17 protein-coding genes and 3 pseudogenes are annotated in these 17188 nt (G+C 51.5%); 14 read left to right on the forward strand and 6 right to left on the reverse strand.

The genetic code is table 11. The features are described 5' to 3' along the window. From NO347_RS16500 to NO347_RS16510, 4 genes and pseudogenes are all read left to right on the forward strand, one after another. Nucleotides 1-267: pseudogene (locus NO347_RS16500) on the forward strand (IS701 family transposase); the annotation flags it as partial. A gap of 166 nt (nt 268-433) precedes the next feature. After that, nucleotides 434-676, forward strand: coding sequence for a hypothetical protein (locus tag NO347_RS16505; RefSeq protein ID WP_256290798.1), 243 nt, complete (start codon nt 434-436; stop codon nt 674-676). A 73-nt stretch (nt 677-749) separates the two neighbouring features. After that, a complete protein-coding gene (locus NO347_RS17430) occupies nt 750-1226 on the forward strand; it encodes a dual specificity protein phosphatase family protein (protein ID WP_425492406.1) in 477 nt (158 codons plus the stop codon). 110 nt (nt 1227-1336) lie between these two features. Then, the gene (locus NO347_RS16510; RefSeq protein ID WP_256290799.1) at nt 1337-2194 is read left to right on the forward strand and encodes a metallophosphoesterase; all 858 of its coding nucleotides are present in this window, start codon (nt 1337-1339) and stop codon (nt 2192-2194) included. Nucleotides 2195-2351: 157 nt separating this feature from the next. Here the strand turns inward: NO347_RS16510 and NO347_RS16515 are convergent, their stop codons facing one another. Further along, nucleotides 2352-3416: an NAD-dependent epimerase/dehydratase family protein gene (locus NO347_RS16515; protein ID WP_256290800.1), complete on the reverse strand. Its 1065-nt coding sequence runs from the start codon at nt 3414-3416 to the stop codon at nt 2352-2354. 436 nt (nt 3417-3852) lie between these two features. Here NO347_RS16515 and NO347_RS16520 point away from each other — a divergent pair, with 436 nt between their 5' ends. The 3 genes from NO347_RS16520 (at nt 3853) to NO347_RS16530 (ending at nt 6747) form a co-directional block, all read left to right on the forward strand. Then, nucleotides 3853-4707: a methyltransferase gene (locus NO347_RS16520; RefSeq protein WP_256290801.1), complete on the forward strand. Its 855-nt coding sequence runs from the start codon at nt 3853-3855 to the stop codon at nt 4705-4707. Between the two features lie 163 nt (nt 4708-4870). Continuing rightward, nucleotides 4871-6001, forward strand: coding sequence for a hypothetical protein (locus NO347_RS16525; protein WP_256290802.1), 1131 nt, complete (start codon nt 4871-4873; stop codon nt 5999-6001). An 86-nt stretch (nt 6002-6087) separates the two neighbouring features. Further along, nucleotides 6088-6747 carry a transaldolase family protein gene (locus tag NO347_RS16530; protein WP_256290803.1) on the forward strand — a complete coding sequence of 220 codons (660 nt, stop codon included), beginning with the start codon at nt 6088-6090 and terminating at the stop codon, nt 6745-6747. 138 nt (nt 6748-6885) lie between these two features. Here NO347_RS16530 and NO347_RS16535 read toward each other — a convergent pair whose 3' ends face one another. After that, entirely contained in the window at nt 6886-7653 is a 768-nt protein-coding gene (locus NO347_RS16535) for an SDR family NAD(P)-dependent oxidoreductase (protein ID WP_256290804.1), read from the reverse strand. Between the two features lie 89 nt (nt 7654-7742). Further along, a complete protein-coding gene (gene gfo6 / locus NO347_RS16540; protein WP_256290805.1) occupies nt 7743-8828 on the reverse strand; it encodes a D-xylose 1-dehydrogenase Gfo6 in 1086 nt (361 codons plus the stop codon). Nucleotides 8829-8981: 153 nt separating this feature from the next. Between gfo6 and NO347_RS16545 the strand changes: the two genes are divergently transcribed. From NO347_RS16545 to NO347_RS16555, 3 genes are all read left to right on the forward strand, one after another. Then, nucleotides 8982-9233, forward strand: coding sequence for a hypothetical protein (locus NO347_RS16545; RefSeq protein WP_256290806.1), 252 nt, complete (start codon nt 8982-8984; stop codon nt 9231-9233). Nucleotides 9234-9301: 68 nt separating this feature from the next. Next, the gene (galU, locus tag NO347_RS16550) at nt 9302-10165 is read left to right on the forward strand and encodes a UTP--glucose-1-phosphate uridylyltransferase GalU (protein WP_256290807.1); all 864 of its coding nucleotides are present in this window, start codon (nt 9302-9304) and stop codon (nt 10163-10165) included. A gap of 257 nt (nt 10166-10422) precedes the next feature. Next, the gene (locus NO347_RS16555) at nt 10423-10890 is read left to right on the forward strand and encodes a hypothetical protein (RefSeq protein WP_256290809.1); all 468 of its coding nucleotides are present in this window, start codon (nt 10423-10425) and stop codon (nt 10888-10890) included. Between the two features lie 322 nt (nt 10891-11212). On the opposite strand, the gene NO347_RS16560 is transcribed toward NO347_RS16555, so the two are convergent. Together NO347_RS16560 and NO347_RS16565 are read right to left on the reverse strand one after the other, a co-directional pair. Next, nucleotides 11213-12079: an MTAP family purine nucleoside phosphorylase gene (locus tag NO347_RS16560; RefSeq protein ID WP_256290810.1), complete on the reverse strand. Its 867-nt coding sequence runs from the start codon at nt 12077-12079 to the stop codon at nt 11213-11215. A 38-nt stretch (nt 12080-12117) separates the two neighbouring features. Then, nucleotides 12118-13176 carry a bifunctional UDP-4-keto-pentose/UDP-xylose synthase gene (locus NO347_RS16565; RefSeq protein WP_256290811.1) on the reverse strand — a complete coding sequence of 353 codons (1059 nt, stop codon included), beginning with the start codon at nt 13174-13176 and terminating at the stop codon, nt 12118-12120. 315 nt (nt 13177-13491) lie between these two features. Between NO347_RS16565 and NO347_RS16570 the strand changes: the two genes are divergently transcribed. Beyond that, on the forward strand, nt 13492-14379 hold the full coding sequence (locus tag NO347_RS16570; RefSeq protein WP_256290812.1) for a metallophosphoesterase: 888 nt from the start codon (nt 13492-13494) through the stop codon (nt 14377-14379). A 119-nt stretch (nt 14380-14498) separates the two neighbouring features. Here the strand turns inward: NO347_RS16570 and NO347_RS17435 are convergent. After that, nucleotides 14499-14597 (reverse strand): annotated as a pseudogene (locus tag NO347_RS17435) (RNA-guided endonuclease InsQ/TnpB family protein); the annotation flags it as partial. 475 nt (nt 14598-15072) lie between these two features. Between NO347_RS17435 and NO347_RS17300 the strand changes: the two are divergent. The 3 genes and pseudogenes from NO347_RS17300 to NO347_RS17440 all read left to right on the forward strand — a co-directional run. After that, nucleotides 15073-15294: pseudogene (locus NO347_RS17300) on the forward strand (hypothetical protein); the annotation flags it as partial. A gap of 403 nt (nt 15295-15697) precedes the next feature. Continuing rightward, entirely contained in the window at nt 15698-15985 is a 288-nt protein-coding gene (locus NO347_RS16580) for an amphi-Trp domain-containing protein (RefSeq protein WP_256290814.1), read from the forward strand. Nucleotides 15986-16142: 157 nt separating this feature from the next. After that, the gene (locus NO347_RS17440) at nt 16143-16328 is read left to right on the forward strand and encodes a multidrug transporter (RefSeq protein ID WP_425492407.1); all 186 of its coding nucleotides are present in this window, start codon (nt 16143-16145) and stop codon (nt 16326-16328) included. The last annotated feature ends 860 nt before the right edge of the window (nt 16329-17188 follow it).

Consider the following 17188-nt stretch of genomic DNA (forward strand, 5'->3'; position numbering starts at 1 on the left):
ATGCAGATCAACGAAGGTGCCAGTCGGCACTGGCACCTTCTGATGGCTGCCTACAGTCTCGTTCGTCTTGATCCTGAGTCGAGCGCCTTGGGGACGGTTCGCTCGAAAGCGTCATCGCTTCGAGCGAGCCTCGAACACTCCCTGAAAGAAACCGTGTACAATCTCCTCTCGTGGGTTCGAGACAACGATGATCGTGGCGTCGATGACCTCATGGAAGAGATCGACCACCTCTTCGTTCACTCAACCGCCGCTAACGTGCAAAGCTGAGATCCTTAACTAAACACGACCATTCAGTAGCGGGCCAAGCTTTTCCGACCACACGGATCGGTTCTTAGACATTGTCGCTGACAGTTCCAACGATGCGAAGCGACGGGATGCGCTGGACAAATTAGCACGTCAGGAGGACGGCGATACGGCGCTGGCGTATTGTGTTGTGGACAAATCCCTCCACGGAGGAGATCATTTCATCCGTGAAGAAGCGATTGAGAAGATGGAATATATGCGAGCCGAAGAAGAGCTGGATAAGCTGCTTGATGACAATATCGACGATCGGTATAAACTTGCAGCAATTGAGGCACTCGGCTCAATCGGGGCTGATGGGAAGTTGGGCGAGATTGCTCACCACTTCGATGGCAAAAACGAGAAGTTGAGTCGCAAAGCCTTCCAGTACCTCTAGCGACACCCCCTGCCTTCCATCCAGCGGTCATTTTTCCAAGCAATAAATGTGTTCTGATGATTAATTTGAAGCTATGGATGAGGTTTTTCCCAATCTCTATGTTGGAACATTGAGTGATGCGGGTGACCGCTCTCTGCTTCAAGAGCATAGTGTTGACAGAGTTGTTTCGTTGACGTACGGGGACCCTGAGTCTGGGTTCCCTGACTTTGTTTCAGTTTTTCAGTGTGCGATGATGGATGGGCCTCGAAACGACGTCGACGTGTTCCGAGAAGCGGTTGACCACGTTGTGTCTGGCCTAGAGTCTGGCGAGACTGTGTTGGTGCATTGTAGTCGTGGTGCTTCTCGTAGTGTTTGTGTTGCTGGTACAGCCGCTGCTATTCATACGGAGATTCAGGTGGAGACTGCTCTGTTGCGGGTGGTTGAACGTCGGAATGGTAGCGAGCCGCATAACGAGCTGGTCCAGAATGCCGTGCAGACCCATCAGGAGTTAGCTGAAATAGACGCTCTACACTCAAAGACTGAACGTCGTCACTGTGAGCGAGTAGAGTAGGGAGGTAGAGTAGGATAGGGTCGGACAGTTCACGGTTTTCGATGTTGTTGAGTGAACACATATCGTCGAAACAACGATACCGACAGCACGACAGTAAATAGATAGCTCTTATGAGTTCCCATCCCCCAGCAGTTGACGCCGTATCCGGAACACCACGAATCGTCCACATTAGCGACCTTCACGGATATCTTACGGACGCTCGCAGTGCCCTCACAACAATCGGTGAAACCGATCAGTACCCTCCGCTTGTAACGAGTGACAACGATGGGCGACTCCACTGGGCAAGGAACGAGTATGTCCTCATCGTTAACGGCGACGTCGTAGACCGAGGGCCAGCAAGCAAGGAGTGTTTGCAACTCGTGTGGCGTCTCCAACGCGAGGCACCACCGGGACGTGTTCGCTACCACCTCGGAAACCATGAGTTAGCGATCTTACTCCCGACGTTCGTCCATTGGCCACGGGCTTATTCAACCACTCTCAGCGACGAGGAACAGAGGGCGTTCCTCACTCGTGTGGCTGAGGGGGATGTGACAGTAGCGTATGAAGGCTATGAGTACACATACAGCCACGCCGGTCGCAACAAAGCGTTCCAAGCCGCTGACGTCAACGCCCAGGCCCAAGCTGCTGCGAGCGAACTCTTAGCCGAGGGGTTCGACCAAGCAACACAAAAGCGGATTGCGTCGCATTACGCCACAGTCTGTCAACTCGGTCGCAACGGCGGTCGAGGAGCCGACGCCGGTCTCTGCTGGATGGACTTCGCGCATCTTGAGCCATCAGCTCCGCCACAGGTCGTCGGCCACTCAAAACGCTTGAAGCCCGTTCGGAAAGGGAACGTCGTCTGCGGGAATGTGATCCGTGCGAATAATGGCACTCCTGGCGGTGAAGGAGTCTTAATCGAAGAGCCAACAGGGCTTACAGCGATTCGACGTTCACCCGATGGCGGAGTACGCGTGGCACATAATATATGAGTAATGAGTAGGTAATGGGGCTCCTCTACAGATACGCAAGGCGGGTGCCTCAGGGCTTGACCTCAAGACGATTCACTGTCGGCGACTATGGTATTCTCCCACGGTGGATCCGTACGAAGGTGTCTTCATTGAGAGGGGTTCGTATTGTTCGGATGGATTATGCTATCCGTCCATATGTATTCGTATACCACTCGATAAATCGCTCAATCCCGGTCTCGAGATCGACACGTGGTGACCAATCAAGCGTCTCATTGGCACGTGTCGTATCTGTGATGTAGACTCGTTGGTCCCCTTGCCTCCAATCCTCGAATGTCACATCGATTTCTCGCCCTTCGATGTCGCTTAATCGTTCAAGAACCTCTAGGAGTGAGACCGAGCGGTTTGGTCCTCCACCAATATTGTATACTGACGGCTTTCCGGCCGGATCAGACAGAAATGCGTCGTAGGCTCGAATAAGATCATCGACAAACAAGACGTCACGTACTTGCTTCCCATCTCCATAGACCGTTATTTGATTATCACGAATGGCGCTGAGAATGAAGTGTGCAAGCCATCCCTGTTCTTCTGTACCAAATTGTCGGGGACCATAGATACAGCTCATCCGAAAGGCAGCAGCGTCAACGATACCACGTTGAGCGTAGTCTTGGATATAGAGATCAGCTGCTAGTTTCGAGGTGCCGTAAGGTGTATGCTTCGTATTATCTACCGGAAACGACTCTGGAATGCCGTCGGCGTATTGGGGACTATCGAATTGATATCGGGTATCAGCTTCTTTGACAGGAATTTCGTTGACGTTTTCGCCGTAGACTTTGTTTGTGGAGGCAAATACGACTGCTGGATTTGTGCTCGCAGCGCGTGCCGCTTCGAGTATATTGAGGGTGCCTCTTGCGTTGATGTCAAAATCACGGCGCGGGTTTCGGAGGCTTTCAGTTACGGCTACCTGACCAGCTGTGTGGATAATAGCATCGTGGCCGTCGACGAGATCGACCATCCGATCAGCGTCTCTGATGTCAGCCTCAACAAGCGCGATGTCGGGACAGTTGTCAGATAAATACTGCCAATTGTGTTTCGTAGTGTTTGCTCGCCCTGGCTCGTCGGCGATCATTTGTTCCCGGGAGCGGGAGTCGACAACAGTGACATCTACCCCTTTCGCATTATAATATGCCGCTGCGTGGCTGCCGACGAACCCTGCGCCCCCTGTGATAAGTACGTGCTCCACCATTTGCTTATTACATCAAATCCTACAGGGGTAGGCGTGAAAATAGTTCGGCGTTGTTGACATCCTCCGTGCAGTGACTGAGGCACCGTCCATCGGTTCCAGTCCCGGAGTATTCGCCTCAACCGCCTGTAAGGACTGGATCATCGAAAGCTAAAAGAATTGTATTTGCTATATCGTTTATACCAACTCAATGAGAGACGAATATGTAGGATCGGCAACGTTCGCGGACGTTGCAGAGCTACGGCGATTCTGTGGCCCCATCGATGAGACCATCCAGCAGGAACTCAACCGGGGAGCGTACAACCTTGACACTGTACTTGATTCCAAAACGAGAGGAGAACTACACCGGGCTGTGAATTCGTCCCTACCTGTCGTAGATTCACTATCAGCAGATCTGACGATTGAGGTTGAAAAAGGGTTATCCAAGCTCACATTTCGGATGGAAGAAACAGAGTTAGAGGTAGATAACCCAGTCGGGATTTGGGCGTGTCGATGTGACGATCCGACCGAGAGTGACTGTCCAATACATACACATCCTCACGGTGATGCTGTTTTTAATACACTCACTGAAGACATCATTCGGGTTCACTACGACGGAATTGATATCTGGTGGGTTGTGACGCCGTCGTTGTTTCCATTATCGAGGGATCCGATCTATGCTTACGAAAATCTGCTTGCCGATGGGATCGCGACAGCGAATATATCGTCAGTTTTAGATATTGGTTGCGGAACCGGATTTCTCGGCACAAGTATCGCAGCGAGTAATCCAAACGTCGAAGCAGTCCGATTTGGAGATCAGCTTCTGATGCCGGTTATGATCAGTAAGCTCAATCAGCAACGCAACAACCCAGATCAGTCGTGTTACCCTGCATTAACGGATGGATTCAACGCTCAAATTGGGTGGGATCACCAACCAACCAAATTGGCGGATGTCTGTGTTTGTAATCCCCCGTATCTTCCCGTAGCAGACGGTGAGGTCAAAACCGAGTTCTCTCCTGGATTCGTCGACTCTGGGCTATTAGAGGAAGTTATTCGTCGTGGCGATGATGTCGCAGACACCGTCTATCTTCATATCTCTGACCTAGCCCGGTCGGAAGCTGCTGAAGCTGCAGCGGAATATAACGCGGAGCTAAACGTTGTTGGTGAAAAACGGACTGTCCCGTTTCGGCTCACTGCCGCACTCGATTCTCCCACCTATGTTGAACACCTACTTGACTGCGGTTTACAAGAGCGCCGCGCCGACAAGTACCAGTACTGGCACGACCTAGCTACCTACCGTATTGACTATAACTGACTTCCTTTTCTACCCTACTCGTTCGCGTTGTTTGATCTGTGAGAAAAAGGGTCTTAGCGCCTCAATTCAGGTAAATCACGGTTGAGAACAATCTGCTATGCTACAGTAGCAGGAGACCCTGGAAAACGGCGGATTTTTTATGTGGACGTAAGTCTGTCAGGGTATGACTTCCACACTCTTTATTCACGTACAAGATGTCCCTCTCACCGAGACAGACGCCGCCACCGAGAGCTTCGATAACAGCCTCTTTGCAGACCTCGTTGGTGCTGACGTGGGGTTCCCCGTGACTATCAACGGAGACACTTTTCTTGAACGTGACCCAGGCGGCAACCCTCCACACCGTGGTCACTACCGTGGTGCGTACTCCCAGATCAGTTCCGCCTACCACGAAAATTTCTGTGTGACCGCCGATGCACTTCTCACGGACCGTGTGAAGTTGCTTGATGATACAGTCGTTTCTATTGAAGATTATGACGCCATCGTCGTCGGCCACTACTGGGCATATAATTACTATATTCTATATTTACTCGAACAGTATCCGGAGAAGTCAATCATTGGAATCCAAGAAGAATCAGTACAAGACGTCTCGCGGTATTCATCACTGCTGTCAGTGTATCACCGCCGAGTCTTAGACAACATAGATGGGTACATCGTGGAAAATGACCAGTTTGAGCAGTACGTCCGACAATTCACCGATGACGTACTCAGGGTTCCGCTGCACGTTCCAGAGGGACAATTCGAGTCTGTCACAGGATCCAATACTCGGACAGGAGAGGTTTGTCTCGGCATCACTTCTTGGAACATCGACTTCTCGAACTTTTATACGAATATCGCAGTTCTCGACCGGCTTCGAGATGATGGCTATCAGCTTAATGGGGAGCTGTTGGGCGTGCAGGATTTCCAAAAACGGATGACGGCAGACTATGATGAAATTGAGTTCGTGACGACGACAGGGTATGTCGAATCTAACTTTTATGAGTACATCTCACAATACGAATTCGGGATCCACTTGACCACAAGAGCAACCTCGGGTCGCGTCTCTGCAGAATTCGCTGGGGTTGGTGTTCCCCTCATTGGGAATAAGAACAATGACTTACAGCAGCGGTGCTGGCCAGACCTCAGTATTGACCCATTTGATATTGATTCCGCAATTGAACTCGGGACTCGGTTGCTAGAAGATGACGCCTTCTACGACCAGTGCGTGCAACGAGCGTCCGAGACGGTCCAAGAACTGCAGAACTATGAAGAGACTGCTACCGAGGTGAATGCCTTTCTTAACAGCGTCGCGAATTAGCCAATGACAGTCAAACAAATCCTCCAAAGTGTGATATAACCAATACGTAGTTTTACTAACCGACGCTCTTACGTGTCAACCGGAAGATGAAGATATTTGCTGACACTGCTGATGTCGAAGCCATTCGAGAGGCCCACGCCTGTGGGTTCATCGACGGGGTAACGACAAATCCTCAGCTCGTTGCAGATACTGACCAAAGTTACGAAGCGGTCGTGCGTGGGATTGACGAATTTCTTGAGGGACCGATCAGCGTACAAGTCACCGCGAGCAGTGAAGCGGGGATGATCGAGCAGGCCCGGGAGTTCGACACGTGGGGAGACGATATCGCAATTAAAATCCCAATGACAAAACCGGGGTTAAAGGCACTGGATACTCTCAGCGATGAGGGATACAAAACGAACGCAACGGTTCTATTCTCTCCAGTCCAAGCGTTATTCGCTGCTAAAAATGGCGCAACCTTTGTCTCTCCGTGGTGGGGGGATGCCAACGACGCTGGTTTCAACGGATTCGATCTTGTTCGGGACGTCATTGAGATATACGACAGCTACGATTTCGATACGGAAGTGCTCGTAGCAAGTATTCGAAACCCACGCTATGTGGCTGAATCCGCAAAAATCGGAGCTGACATCGCAACAATTCCTCCCTTTGTCTTCGATATGTTCTGGGAGAATCCGATGACGGGTGCGTTCATCGATAATATAATGGACCACTGGGGTGACAGAGGCGATCCTGCTGAAGGTGCCTGATAACCTCTACAAATCGTGAACTACCCCTGCCTACTCGCTCGCGCTGACGCGCTCGCTGCTTGAAGAAGGGGTCTTGCCCGCCTGGGTTTAAATAAAATACCAAAGCCGAGTACCCCTCCACCGTGACGGGGTAATCATTCACTCTTGGAAGGAGACAATCGGTGCCTGACCACCATCGACGCGGAGTTCGTGTCCATTGATGTAGTCACTTGCAGGGGCTGCGAGAAATGCAGCGGCTTCAGCGATCTCTTCCGGCTCAGCAAACCTACCTAACGGGTTCTGATCGGTAATGCGTTCTCGCTGGGTAGGAGATAAATCCGCGGTCATTCTCGTTTTTGCATGTCCTGGTGCAACGGCGTTAACTCGAATCCCGAACTGACCAAGTTCGAGAGCGAGGTTTTTAGTCAGTCCGAGAAGTCCGAATTTCGCCACATCATATTGAGGTGTGAATCCCACTCCGTTTTTTGTATGTATTGAGGTGATATTGATGATCTTCCCGTATTCCTGCTCAGTCATCCCACTGAGCACGTGTTTAATACAGTATATCGAACCCCAGAGATGTGTCTCGAGATGGTTCGACCACAACTCGTCATCTGGCTCTGCTATCATTGGGGCCGCACCACTTACTCCAGCGTTATTCACCAGAATATCAACATTCCCGTATTTTTGTTCAGTCTCTTCGACCATCGCTTCAACCGCCGCCTCATCAGTAATGTCTGCTGCGATTGTATGTGCGGAGCCACCGTTCTCAGTAATCGCTGTGACCGTCTCCTCTGCGGGCCCACGTTCAATGTCGTTGACAACTACTTTTGCACCGTTCGCTGCGAGTGTCGTTGCGATCGCACGGCCGTTTCCTCGTCCTGCTCCTGTTACGAGGGCGACCTTCTTGGAAAGATCGACGTCCATCGTACGAAACTATCTGGCATCCAATATAATTTCCCTGAATCGAGGCGCGAAGGCTTATCCTCAACGGACGAGCGAAGCGAGCAGGTCCGCTAGGCTAGTTTACGAGAGTCAACAAGTATGGGGTCACCAGATTCGATCGCTTCGTACAGTGCATCGACAACGTACATATCCACTAACCCGTGTTCTCCATCTGCATATAGAGCCGTTCCAGAGAGCACGTGATCGGCGAAATACGCAAACTCCTCAGTCATTTCGTTGACCCATTCAGAATCGAACGCAGCGCTTGCTCCTCCGCGTTCAACAGTGAGATCTGTTTCCATCTGAAACGCAGGTTCAAAGTTGAGCGAGCCCTCAGTTCCGATAATTTTGAGTTGACTATCGGAGTACGCGTTTTGGCTCGCTATAAAAGAACCCTGTACGCCGTCATCAAACTTAATCATAAATGAAGTTCTCTCATCCGGTAGGTCATCAAATGCTTCATTGGGCGATTTTCCCCAAGCAGTCACCTTAGATGGGCTTGCATCCAGTAAGAACCGGGTTGTGTTTATCAGGTAGACGCCAATATCAGTTAGTGTTGTTCCGGGGCCAACCAAATCCGAATTTAATCGCCACTGGTCTGGGTTTGGGAACGTGTCTAATAGGTCTACAGTAAAATTCCCAACAACTTGAACTGGAGTACCTATAATTCCTTCCTGGAGAAGAGTGCGTGCACGCCGCACACTTGGATTCGTATGCATACGATAGGCAACCATAAGCGGCACATCCTGCTGGCTACAGACATTCACCAACTCTTCAGCACGGTCAACCGTCGCTTCAAGAGGTTTCTCACAGAGAACAGCCTTGCCGTGGACTGCAGCAGTTCGAACGTGTTCTAAATGAGTTCCGTTTGGGGTTGACACATAGACGGCGTCATATAGCTCAGTAGCTTTTCCACTATCATATTCTTGATAATCAATAAATTCGTACTGCTCTGATCCGTTGATGTGCTGCTGAGCCCTTGATTTATCACCCGTGACAATAACAGAAAGTTCACAATGCGGGGCCGACTGAATCCCCGGAAGTGCCTGTGTGCGTGCCCAATCACCAGCACCGACGATAGCAAACCGGAGCGTACCTGATGGATCTGTCTTCCAGTCACGACGGGAGAATCCTTCAAGAACGCTGGCAAGTTCCATATAATAACCAACAAATTCCCGTAGTTTGAATGTTACCCCGCGAACGGTGAGTTGGGGTGTTCGCCTTACCGAACAGTATGAATCTGAATCCCCTCGCTGCAGTTCACCTGGGAAGCACTAATGTTATTTAGGAATTGACAGTGAGTCACTCCTATGGATAACCCAATGGCCCTCAATAACGTGAAGAAGCGACACCTAGTTTCGTGGGACGGGACGTCCTCGCTGTACGTCGTCGTTGAAACCACCGACTCGTGGTTTGAGGTTATGGACCGCAATGAGAACAGATACCGATGTGATCCAGCAGAATCACAGTGTCACAACCTGCAGACGGATACGCAACACTCAATAGATGGTTTTCAGATCCTCGGGGAGGCCTACGATATTATCACGTGGGCTACTGCGTGAAACCTAGACCAACAATACTATCAGATAATAAGTAATATCTCCGTTCAGTGAACGTGTCATAGCGAGTTATGGATGTCACGAAAGCAGTCATTCCGGCAGCGGGATTCGGCACACGGTTTCTACCGGTGACGAAGGCTCAGCCAAAGGAGATGATGCCAGTCTTGGACAAACCGGCAATCCAATATGTAGTTGAGGAAGCAGTTGAGGCTGGGATCGATGATATACTCATTATTACTGGGCGAGGAAAACAAGCTATCGAACGCCACTTCGGGAAGTCATATGAATTGGAAAAAGAGCTTGATGCCGCTGGGAAAACCGATCGGCTAAATCGCGTGCAAGAAATCGCTGACCTCGCTGATATCCATTACGTCCGACAGAAAGAACGCGAAGGTCTTGGCGACGCAGTGCAGTACGCTCAGAAACACGTTGGTAACAATCCATTCGCACTCCTATTAGGAGATACCGTCATCGAAAGTGACACTCCGTGCATTGAGACTCTGATTAAACACTCGGAAGAGCACAAAACATCCGTTATATCTCTAGAACGGGTCCCGTGGGCACAAGTCGCATCATACGGAATCGCTGACGTCGACGCTGACACGACTAGTGGTAGTTTTCCGGTAGCCGATTTTGTTGAGAAACCCTCACGAGATGATGCACCGTCGAACCTTGCGATTACCGGACGGTACATCTTCACACCCGACATCTTCGACGCGCTCGCGGCGACAGAGAAGGGAATAAACGGAGAACTGCAATTGACAGATGCACTCCGGAAGCTCAATGCGATCCGGGGCGTTGAACTCAGGGGAGATCGTTACGACATCGGCAACATCCCGAGCTGGTTGCAGGCAAATGTCGAAATGGCATTACAACATAACGACGGCAAAATGAACGCCGCTGTCGAAGCACTTCTGCAGGATCAGTTCGATTGAGCCGACTTTTGATCATACGATTTCTCGAGTTTTTTGGCTCGCGAACGCCGTTACGCGTCCCGAACCTGTGCAGCTGACCCGATGTGTCACTCGGAGCTGCGGTTTGTTTCAACTGTCTCTACGAGTGTCTTTGCCGCTCGTTTCACGGCCGTAATCGGTCCACGCTGCCGAAGATCTCTGCGGAATCGATAGATTAGGAGTCGAATGAGCCACGGGCGCCAATCGAAAGATTGTATCGAGACCCCTGAGAGTGTCTGATGGAATACCCGCGGGACTCCAGTCTCTTCGTTGAGCCGTTCAGCAACTCGATCCGGATTGGGAACCCGACCATGGAGGATAGCGACGTCTTGTTCGATTACACCAGCGAATGGATACCGACAGTTGTACTCTGTTGGGAGAACTGTCATATTGACAGCTGTTTCGTAGGAGGCTTTCCGAAAGGCCGGCTGGTCACCAGCAATTCCGGGATTTGGCGCTGTTCGGTGTCCTTGAAAATGGTACTGTCCCCACGCATCTATGAGTCGATGGACAGCCTCAGTCTGGCGGTAAGCGAGGACTCCGGTATTATATTCAGGATACGCGTCAGGGACGTCCACTGGCTCTGTCTCTCGGTAGGGGTCTTCAGCGACAGCAAGTTCAAACTCGTCGAGGATATCATAGACTGGATCGAGTTCTCCGCATACAACGGTGTCTGTATCGAGAAACAGTGTCCGATCGTAACTTGAGCGGAGCAAGCAGTGTATTTTATCTCCCCACGTGTACAGTGGGTCCTGAATTACCTCCACGACGTCAAATAAGGTTGATTCTCTCGGTTCGTCGGTCAGCAGTGTGGCTGGAAGCTCTGGGTGATGTCTCTTGAGCGACCGCACAGATCGCTGTGCTTCCTGGAAATAATCTTCGCCGGTGGCGACATAGAGCACCCCTCGCGTCACAGTGCTACAATCCCCCGCGAATCGGGCAATCTCGATTCGTCAACAGGTGTCAGTAGGTCAAAGTGAGGATTGTCAAAGAAGTGAATAACGGGTGAAGCCAAGTGAGAGGCCATTGCTATCGGTACTGATCCCATTCTGGGTGAGTACTTTTCCGCGCCGACGCTTTGTATCCGGTACAGCACTCTCTCGAGTCCAAGGGGAGTTTAGACACAAGCCGTTCGATCAACCGAGTTGAATTATCGTTATACTGGGACTGTGCATCATCAATAAGTGCGAGCGTTACTGGATCAGCGTCCTGCTGACCGATATCACCGATGTCGAAGTCGGTAATCAACGCGAGGTTGAGGAAGCACAGTTCTAGTTCACGAGCGAGGGCGACTTCTGGATACACAGACATATTGATGATATCTGCACTGAACGAGCGGTACATATGACTCTCTGCTCGGGTAGCAAACCGGGGTCCCTCAATTACAATAACGATAGCATCGGTGTGCGGTTCCAAGCCTGCTTCGGGTGCCTCTGCCATCGCGATATCGATCATATCACGGCAGAACGGCGTATCCGAGCTAAAGTGATAGACCGGCTCAGTGTCGAAAAACGTATCTTGCCTATTATCAGTCCAATCGATGTAATCGGTCGGGAAGACGACGCTGCCTGGTTCAATATCCTCATTCAGGCTACCGGCTGCAATTGCACTGACAACGTGGGTAACCCCGAGTGCGTATAAGGCGAAAATGTTCGCACGGTAGTTGACCGAGTGTGACGGTATTTCGTGGTTATTCCCATGACGAGAGACGAAGGCAACGTTCGTTCCTTCAACTTCACCAACGACGAGTGGTCCACTTGGTGACCCAAAGGGCGTCTCAACTTCTATCGTCCGTGTAACGTCAATTGCCGTTGTAATTCCTGCTCCACCAGTAATACCAACACTCGCTGCAGGCGGTTCAGCGAGCAATTGGTCCGTGTGAATGACTTCCGTCATAGCTAATTGATTTGTTGTATGTCGGGTTTAGTAGCTACTCAAGGCTGAACATCTAACTCGGATTCGAACTGGTCAATGTAATACTGTATCGACTCCGTGAGTAAATCCTCTAAACTGTAGCGTGGCTCCCAACCAGCCGATTGGAGTTTATCCGTGTCAGGAATTCGACGCTCACTGTCATCATATCCTTCGCCATAGAATTCTTCACCCGAGATAGTACGCAGTTCTGGGAGGGTCCCATCCGGACTTAACTCCGCATAGATTGTTCTCATTCGGTTAGCAAATTCTTCGATTGTTACCTCGTTGTTTGGGTGTCCGACATTCACGATTTCACGGTCGAATTGGCCACCTTCGTTACGCAGAATGAGCATAATTGCATCGATCGCATCTTCGATGTACGTGAATGTCCGCCTGTTTGTCCCACCATTCACCAAGTACATCGGGTGGTCAAAGAGTAACGCCGACATAAAGCTCGCGAACACTCTCGGCGTTCCTTCATCGGGTGATTCAACAAGATAGTCCATCTGTGGACCAATGAAGTTAAACGGACGGATGATGGTGTACTGAAGCTGATTCTCTTGACCGTGTGCGTGAACCATTCGTTCGAGTAACTGCTTCGCGCAGCTGTAGATCCAGCGCTGATCTTCGATAGGCCCGAGAATTAAATTCGATGAATCCTCAGAGAAGACGATATCATCTCGATTTCCGAGGAGTCCGTACACCTCACACGTTGAGAACTGAATTAGCCTCGTGTCCGTTTCCTCACAAAGGTCGACGATTTTCAGATTTTCAAATAGGTTTAATTCGACAACCTCAAGTGGCTTATCGACGTATTGTTGCGGATTTGCATACGCAATCAGATCGAAGACAACATCTGCCTCTTTAATTACCTCGCGACAAAGCTCATCGTTCTCCTCATCAGTTATATCTGCTTCGTGGAACGTAAATGAGTCCTCACTGAGCAGGTTCGCTATCTTCTCTGAGTCGATATCAACAGCGACAACTGATTTTCCCTGGTCGATTAGTCGTTGACAGAGGTGTGAACCGATAAAGCCACCTCCGCCAAATACAGCAATCACGCCTCTGCTGGCCCCCACTTGACCGGCATATTACTTATTAAAGTGTCAGGACAAAGCATAAAAATTTTCATTGCGCCCGGGATTTCATTTTAATTTATTACATATGTAGGGGCCGGATCCTGCCAACAGCGGCCTTCCTTCAACTCTCGCAGGGAGAAAGCCGAATATAAGCCCCAATCTGTATCTTGTTCCAGAAACGTCACCTAGTGCAGACTAATCAATATACAGGCAAGATTTCACGGCTGATTCGGCTGTGAGATCGTGAAATAAACACCGTGGCAACCCTTCTATGACACCCCAGACCTATACATTCATCCGCTAACAGTTACGTGTATGAGGGTTCTCGTCTGTAACGACCTTCACCTCAAACCTGCAGCGAGTGACTACGACATCGACACAATGGAGATCCCAGATGGCGTTGACGCCGTATTCATCGCCGGAGATCTCACACATCGCGATGGAACCGATGACATTGCACTCGCACGCCGATTCATCGATCAATTTGATATTGACGTCTTGTACGTACCCGGGAACCACGACCATGCTCCAATGCCTGTGCGCGTTGCCGAGGGATTTGAGCACGCGACCAACGGTCACAATGTGACCCGTGAGTATGAGTCGTATTCAGTCGTCGGCTGGGGATGTGAGTCTCGATCGCTTGATAATGCGCTCGATCAAGCAGCGTTTCCTACGCTTGACCCTCGGACTGCTCCACGTGGTGAGCGACGGTATCGGGCGGATCAAACCGCGAATGCCATCGAAAGCGCACTTCATAGTCTCGTCACCAACCAAGTGACCACATCTGCTGCCGCTGATGAACTCGGTATCGCCGACGAGAACATTCCGACGTTCCATCAGAGCGTTCACCGCATTCAGGAGACGTATGATCACCTTTCCGATCTTGTTGGCGACAGGTCGAACGTTGTCATCGTCTCTCATCTGTCCCCATTCAACACGTCTTTCGATCGACACCACTCGACAGGAACGCGTGAAGAGGATCGTGAGGCGTTTCACACCGGCTCTATTGCTCTAAAACTTATCACAAAGACCCACGACGTCTACGCAACAGTTAGTGGGCACTCTCACGCCTTTGGGTACGAGACCGGAGATAGCGAGACAGGTGCCCCTCATATACTTAATCTCGGCTACCGTGGACTCGGTATCGTTGATATCTGTCCCACTACCAACGAGTTCAGCTTTGTTGAGCTGAACACGGGCTGATACAGCTACTCCTGAGCATCAGTCCGATCACGGGAATAGATCAACTACCCGACCCTGCTTCGCTCACCCCGAAGAGTTCGCTTGTGGAGGGTGAGGCCTGTCCGTGAATCGCCTCGGGGTCAAGCCCCGAGACTTCCTGCATCGATGACACGCTTTGCAGACACCTGAGTGGTGTCCGTAGGGAGCGCAGTTTCCACAGGCGTAGATTCGGGCCGTCCCCGCGAACCGGTCACCTGACGACCGGTTCTACCGGTAGTCACTGACTGAACAAGCGTTTTCGCAAGTGGCAACGCTGTCGCGTCGGCGGCTGATCACCGCCGTCAGCAACAGCTTCGCCATCAATCAGCGTTGTTCAACCGCTATCGACGACTCATCACGACAGAACAGGTGGCTCAGGTCAGCCTAACCGGCGATGCTTTGTGAGGTACTGGGTCTGGAAATCGGTGAAATGCGACGACCTCGCGAACTACGTACCCTCCGATCTCGCCGCGCTGAAAGCGCGACTCGATCAGCCGCTCCGAGCAGTGCAAGATCGACCGGAACTACTCAAGTCCGTTGTCAGATGGGCTAGATTCGATCTTGACGAATCGCATTAGAACTGAAAAGACCAAGTGATGGATTTCTTCCACTCTGTTGGTTAAGTTTTTCAGCGCCCGCGGAGGGGCGGAGGCGAATTCTGACCTCCGTCGAATGATGACTGGCCGCTATCTCACGACGGTCCTCGAGGAAGCCGCGCACGTTGCCGAGCAGCACGACCAGGTCGCTCGTACGACAGACAACCAAGCCCACGAGTAGCTCCGATACGCTGTTCTTCGGGTGCTCGAAGGCGAGGCGGACCACCTCCCAGCAGACTGGACGCCGTTCGACGGCGTGACCGTCGGCTACGGGAGCGACGAGGCGATGTTCGATAGCTGGGACCCGAAGGTGGCTGCAAGCATCTGCGTCGCGTCGATCACGAGATTAAACGGGGCCGCGTTCCCCGACCAGACGGCCGGCTCTCAACAACCCCAGGGTGAACCGCCTCGGGGCTTGAGTGGTCTGCATAAGTTCTGAACTAGTCGGGAGAGACGACGAGAGCCACGACGATCCCAACGGGGTCTCCCGGTTTCTCTGTGTCGTGGGCAGCGTCCATCAGCGGGTTCAACAGTTCCGCTGATCACTCGTTACCGACGCGCGCCACTCTCTTGCTGGCGCGAATAGACAGCTACCGGAGAAGACGATGATTCAGAGGCAGTACGGAACAGGCCTCACTCAGAAGGATAGATTCGCTCAGTACAGCGGGCGCATTTATCGGTGCAGGCTGTGTACGTTCTCCTGTATGCCTGAAGAAGTCCTGTTCAAATCAGAGAGCAACCAGAGTCGAGAAGAGATCGCATCGTACCTCCGGAAAGTTGCGGACAACCTCGAAAGCGGAGACCCCATCAACCTGAAAGCAGGCTCCGAATCTGTAACACTAAACCCCCCTGCCCGGCCGACCTTCGAGGTCAAAGCTGAACGCGAAGGTCCGGCTGGCAACATGACTGAACGCAGCATCGAGTTCGAACTCGAATGGGACGAGAACGGCGGTGAAGAGGGTGGCGGAAGTGGTCAGTTAGAAGTCGAGTAGTCACTCCGCACACACGTTCTACCAGTGGTTTCGTATATCTCCACGTCGAAATTAATGATCTTGGGCATTGTTCTATGACACTCTCGGTGGCTGTTCGTACTTCCTCTGGATGTGGTACAGAACAAGTTCATACCTCTTCAACAACAAACACGGTAGTATGGGTCCCGGATACGGAGAGCAGTCCTCTTGGATCACGACACTCGGCCTCCTCGTTGCACTTGTCGCGATCGTGGGAACGCAGTTCTTGGACTGGGAGTGGGGATCTGGGCAACTCGTTCCGACGCTTATCGGTGTGGCCGTGGCCGGAATTGCCGTATTGGCCGTTATCAGAAGAGCCCGCTAAATCTGCTCGAACATTTGCCGATCAATTACCCGCCGGCCCCGTCGCTGAAACCTCTTGTCCGAAAGCGCCACCCGTGTCGGCAGAAAACGAGGTATCGTGACCAGTAGCCCTCTCGCATCTGGTCTCGCCATCGCCATCGGCACATTAATCGGACTCGTCGTCCTCGGCAACTCCTCGGTCAAAGTCGGATTACTGGGCGCAATTAGCGCATTTGTCGTTATGGTCGTTTTAAAATCCTATCACGTCGTTCTCGGTGTCCGAACGGCGCCTTTCTCGCCATCGCAGACCGGCAACGACACCAACGAGGAACAATCCAGCAGCGAGACTCAAGACACCGATCTCTGCTGTCCCCGAGACAGCAGTTGAAACCTGTAACAGGCTGTACGCCAGCCAGAACGAACCCATACACGCCACCATATAGAATTGTTCACGCGACCGATTGCCGCTCGCATATTGATACACGGCGACTCCGAGAAAATTGTTGGTGTGGGGCCGACGCCCGTGTTTAATCGCCATACATCAGGGAGGTAGGGTACTAAATCAAAGGAGTTGACGCGGACTGCTCAATGAAGCCGAGGGATCGAACTTGCTATGGAAATCGACACCCTCGGCTTCACCCTTCTTAACCGGTAAAATCGGCAGCTAAGATCGCTATTCAACACAGCAGAATGGACAACAATTGTGTGCAACCGCACGGTAGACCCACAGTATCACACATCCCATCGTTACCAGTTTCTGAGGCCTTCAATAGAGTCAGCACCGACCATCTCGAAGTGCCTCCGACCAATCAGACAGAGATCTGTTGTGAACGGAAGCACCTCACGTGTCTAGCGGATCGATAAGAGTTCGCAACGATTAGG

The sequence above is a fragment of the Halobellus inordinatus genome (genome assembly GCF_024464655.1).
GTDB lineage: Archaea > Halobacteriota > Halobacteria > Halobacteriales > Haloferacaceae > Haloquadratum > Haloquadratum inordinatus.

Bases quoted from the DNA above. Each gene is read 5' to 3' on its own strand.
- NO347_RS16515 (WP_256290800.1), bottom strand. From the start codon at position 3,416: ATGGTGGAGCACGTACTTATCACAGGGGGCGCAGGGTTCGTCGGCAGC.
- NO347_RS16555 (WP_256290809.1), top strand. From the start codon at position 10,423: ATGGAATACCCGCGGGACTCCAGTCTCTTCGTTGAGCCGTTCAGCAAC.
- NO347_RS16535 (WP_256290804.1), bottom strand. From the start codon at position 7,653: ATGGACGTCGATCTTTCCAAGAAGGTCGCCCTCGTAACAGGAGCAGGA.
- NO347_RS16530 (WP_256290803.1), top strand. From the start codon at position 6,088: ATGAAGATATTTGCTGACACTGCTGATGTCGAAGCCATTCGAGAGGCC.
- NO347_RS17430 (WP_425492406.1), top strand. From the start codon at position 750: ATGGATGAGGTTTTTCCCAATCTCTATGTTGGAACATTGAGTGATGCG.
- galU (WP_256290807.1), top strand. From the start codon at position 9,302: ATGGATGTCACGAAAGCAGTCATTCCGGCAGCGGGATTCGGCACACGG.
- NO347_RS16510 (WP_256290799.1), top strand. From the start codon at position 1,337: ATGAGTTCCCATCCCCCAGCAGTTGACGCCGTATCCGGAACACCACGA.
- NO347_RS16580 (WP_256290814.1), top strand. From the start codon at position 15,698: ATGCCTGAAGAAGTCCTGTTCAAATCAGAGAGCAACCAGAGTCGAGAA.
- NO347_RS16545 (WP_256290806.1), top strand. From the start codon at position 8,982: ATGGATAACCCAATGGCCCTCAATAACGTGAAGAAGCGACACCTAGTT.
- gfo6 (WP_256290805.1), bottom strand. From the start codon at position 8,828: ATGGAACTTGCCAGCGTTCTTGAAGGATTCTCCCGTCGTGACTGGAAG.
- NO347_RS16570 (WP_256290812.1), top strand. From the start codon at position 13,492: ATGAGGGTTCTCGTCTGTAACGACCTTCACCTCAAACCTGCAGCGAGT.
- NO347_RS17440 (WP_425492407.1), top strand. From the start codon at position 16,143: ATGGGTCCCGGATACGGAGAGCAGTCCTCTTGGATCACGACACTCGGC.
- NO347_RS16525 (WP_256290802.1), top strand. From the start codon at position 4,871: ATGACTTCCACACTCTTTATTCACGTACAAGATGTCCCTCTCACCGAG.
- NO347_RS16560 (WP_256290810.1), bottom strand. From the start codon at position 12,079: ATGACGGAAGTCATTCACACGGACCAATTGCTCGCTGAACCGCCTGCA.
- NO347_RS16520 (WP_256290801.1), top strand. From the start codon at position 3,853: ATGGAAGAAACAGAGTTAGAGGTAGATAACCCAGTCGGGATTTGGGCG.